This is a genomic window from Nocardia sp. NPDC004722, assembly GCF_053601505.1.
The window spans coordinates 1-3,183 of the sequence record NZ_JBSGBY010000799.1; the positions used below are offsets into that span (position 1 = coordinate 1).

Annotated in this window: 3 protein-coding genes; 2 read left to right on the top strand and 1 reads right to left on the bottom strand. The window is 67.2% G+C overall.

Annotation, left to right across the window (positions count from 1 at the left end):
- Positions 1-1,136, bottom strand: a 1,136-nt coding sequence (locus tag ACWELQ_RS42065; protein ID WP_452402570.1) for a DUF1254 domain-containing protein, incomplete at its 3' end; no start/stop codon positions are given.
- 431 nt (positions 1,137-1,567) lie between these two features.
- Between ACWELQ_RS42065 and ACWELQ_RS42070 the strand changes: the two genes are divergently transcribed.
- Complete coding sequence (locus ACWELQ_RS42070) at positions 1,568-2,422, top strand: lysophospholipid acyltransferase family protein (protein ID WP_452402571.1); 855 nt, start codon at positions 1,568-1,570, stop codon at positions 2,420-2,422.
- Positions 2,423-2,727: 305 nt separating this feature from the next.
- On the top strand, positions 2,728-3,183 hold a 456-nt coding region (locus ACWELQ_RS42075; RefSeq protein ID WP_452402572.1), incomplete at its 3' end, for a polyprenyl synthetase family protein.

The following is a 3,183-nucleotide window of genomic DNA, read 5'->3' on the forward strand; positions in this document are numbered from 1 at the left end:
GTCAGCCGGAATCGGCGCGGGATGCCGTGATCGTCGGCCGAGTCGACGACGGTGGGGTACAACGCGTCTCGCGACAGATTCGCGCCCAAGCCGAAATAGGCGACATTGGCCCGCCGGATGTAGTCGACACCGTACGCACCCAGATCGGTGGCGTACTTCCAGCCGTTGACGTCCTTGCCCGCGGGATCCTGGTAGGTGATCATCCGGTGCTGGGCGTCCTTGACGGCCGCGGCGAGCAGATCGGTGGGCTGGGCGTTCACCTGCCCGCCCGGTGTGATGCCCAGGGCCGCAATGCGTTTCAGCATCGGAGCGTCGGCGGGCACGGGCGGGCTCGTGGTCAGCACCGCGCAGAGCCGATTGAAGAAGGTGACGGGGTCCATGTTCGCCACCTGGTCGGTCGGCGGATCGCCCTGCGGGCGGGGCAGACTGCCGGAGGAGGCGGGTGTGCCCGCCGTCCACACGCTGAGGGGCACGAGTGTCAATTGCTGCTGCATCAGGTGCACGGCGGGTAGGTCGTCCTCGCCGTTGACCTGGATGCGGCCGAGGAGCCACGCGTTCGAGGTCGGCATCGACAGGCGGGTCAGATTGTCGGGCAGGCTGCCGGAGAAGGCGGGCCCGGTGATCACATAGGTGTATGGCGGTCCCGAATGTCCTTCGGCCGGTTGCGGATTGACACTGCTGGGGTCATGGACGGTATTGGACCAGGCGTCCATGATCTGCATCAGCCAGTAGCGTCCGCCCGGCATGGCGGGCACCTGGAGTACCAGCGGCTCGGGTCCGAGGTCGAGCCAGGCGCTGGAGTAGAGGGTGTCCAGGTTGATGCGCACCACCGCGCGGTCGCTGCTGGTGGGCAGGTTCTGCGCGTGCTGGAAGCGGTTGATCCCGCCCGCCGCGGCGCGGGTGACATCCATCAGGACGAGGGGGTAACCGAAGAGATAGGCGTCCGCGGCAATTGCCTTGGGGTCGTCGGAATTCGAGCTCGTCGCCGAGCCGCCTGTCGGTGCGGGGGACTTCGAGCAGCCGGGCAATCCCGCCGTGGCCACCGCCGCCAGGCTCAGCCCGAACAGTGTCCTGCGGTTGATGCGATGGTCGAATCCGTTGTCGCGCACACGCATACCCTTCGCCACAATGACCATGGAGGAACGGGAAGAATGTGATGCCAGTACACCGTTTTGCGAGTCCAGTTGACTGCGGGCAATTATGCCGCACGGTATGTCGTGGACCCGGGATTGCGCGGGGATCGGCCATCTTAGGTCGGCGTCCACGGGCCTTCACAAAGCAATGAGATGAATGTTGGGTTTCGCACACTCTCTAACAAGCAAACGCTTGGGTTGATAACGTCGAGAGTGCAGGAGGACGGTGACGGGCATCTGTCGCAACGCAGCGACGTCCGTACGCTGAGCAGGACCGCGCATGCGCGGCCGTCGGAGCTATCAATGGGGATGTGACCCGGGGGCAATTCAATTCGGCTCGATGGTGATTCGAAGTGTTTCGAAATGCCGCGAAGCGTCGTGAGATGTCGTTGCGTGCCGCCCGTCCCCGGCAAAGCAATCGACAGGAATGGCTCATGACCGACACCGAGAACACGGTAATCCCCGACCCGAACCACCCGCTGCTGCCGCTGGCCCGGGCCTACACCGACTACTTCACCCCGACCGTCACCGGCCTGGAGAATCTGCCCGCCTCGGGCCCGGCCCTGGTCATCGGCAATCACTCGTCCATCTACTGGGCCCCTGAAGTGTGGATCACCTTCATGGCCATGCTCGACCGCCGCCCGGGTGAGCCCAGTTACGGCGTCGCGCACGACATCCTTTTGCGCGCACCGTTTCTCGGCGACAGCCTGCGCGGCTTCGGCGTCATCGCGGCCTCGAAGGAGTCGGCGGCCAAGGGGCTCAAGGACGGTGGCGCGGTGATGGTCTACCCGGGCGGCGACTGGGAGGCGTGCCGCCCCTGGACCGACCGCGGCAAGATCGACTTCGCCGACCGCAAGGGCTTCATCCGGCTCGCCCTCGAAGCGGGTGTCCCGGTCATCCCGGCGGTCGCCAACGGCGGCCACGACTCCATCTTCGTGCTCAGCCGCGGCGAGCGCACCGCGCGACTGCTGCAACTGGACAAACTGGTGCGCGCCAAGGTGTTTCCGTACACCCTCGGCCTGCCTTTCGGCGTCGCGCCGATCCTGCCGCAGATCCCGCTGCCGGCCTCGGTGACCGTCAGCTTCCTGCCCGCCCTGGACTGGTCCACCCAGCCCGGCGACCCGGAGGACGGCGATCTCGTCGACGGGTACTACGCGCAGACGGTCGACACCATGCAGACCGAGCTGGACCGGTTGCGCGCCGAGACGCCCAACCCGGTGGCGGCGGGCATCAAGAAGCATGTGGCCGCCCTGCCCGGGCCGTTGAAGGGGCTGGCCGACCTGCTGTAGGGCACAGCGGGTTTCGGGTTCGCGGTGGTTCGGGAGGCCGGGCGTGGTTGGGGGACCGCGCCCGGCCTTCTCGTTCGATGCTGAGAGTTAACGCTTTACCGTCGGCGATGGCGCGTATTACACTTCTCTCAGTTCAGATTCCATTTCTGCTCATTGGCTGAGGGCTAACGGGATTGGGTTCGCGCGATCTCGCGCGGCGATGAAACGCATTGGCGTCCATCCATTTCGATCACACACCGCTTCGAGCTCCTGCGTGCCCCCGATCCACCGTCCCGCCGCGAACGCCCGATCGGAGGACACCCCCTATGAGTACCCCCACGATCGCCGTGTCACCGCTGGACCGCACCGCCATGCGGGTGCGGGTGGAGGCCGCGCTGTACGAATTCCTCGGCGAGAAGGCCGAATCCGCCGCCGCGGCCGGACTGCCGACCGAGGTGGTCGACGCGGTGCGTTCGTTCCTGTTCGCGGGCGGCAAGCGGATCCGGCCGTTGTTCTGCGTGCTGGGCTGGCACGCCGGCGGCGGCGTCGACCTGCCCGACGCGGTGGTGCGGGTGGCGGCCGCGGTGGAGCTGTTCCACGCCGCGATCCTCATCCACGACGACATCATCGACGACAGCGACACCCGCCGCGACCAGCCCACCGTGCACCGCTCGGTGGCCGACCGCCGCGCCGCCCGCGACCACGGCGCCGCGGCCCGCTTCGGCGCCCACGCCGCCCTGCTGATCGGCGATTTCGGGCTGGTGTGGTCGCAGGAGCTGCTG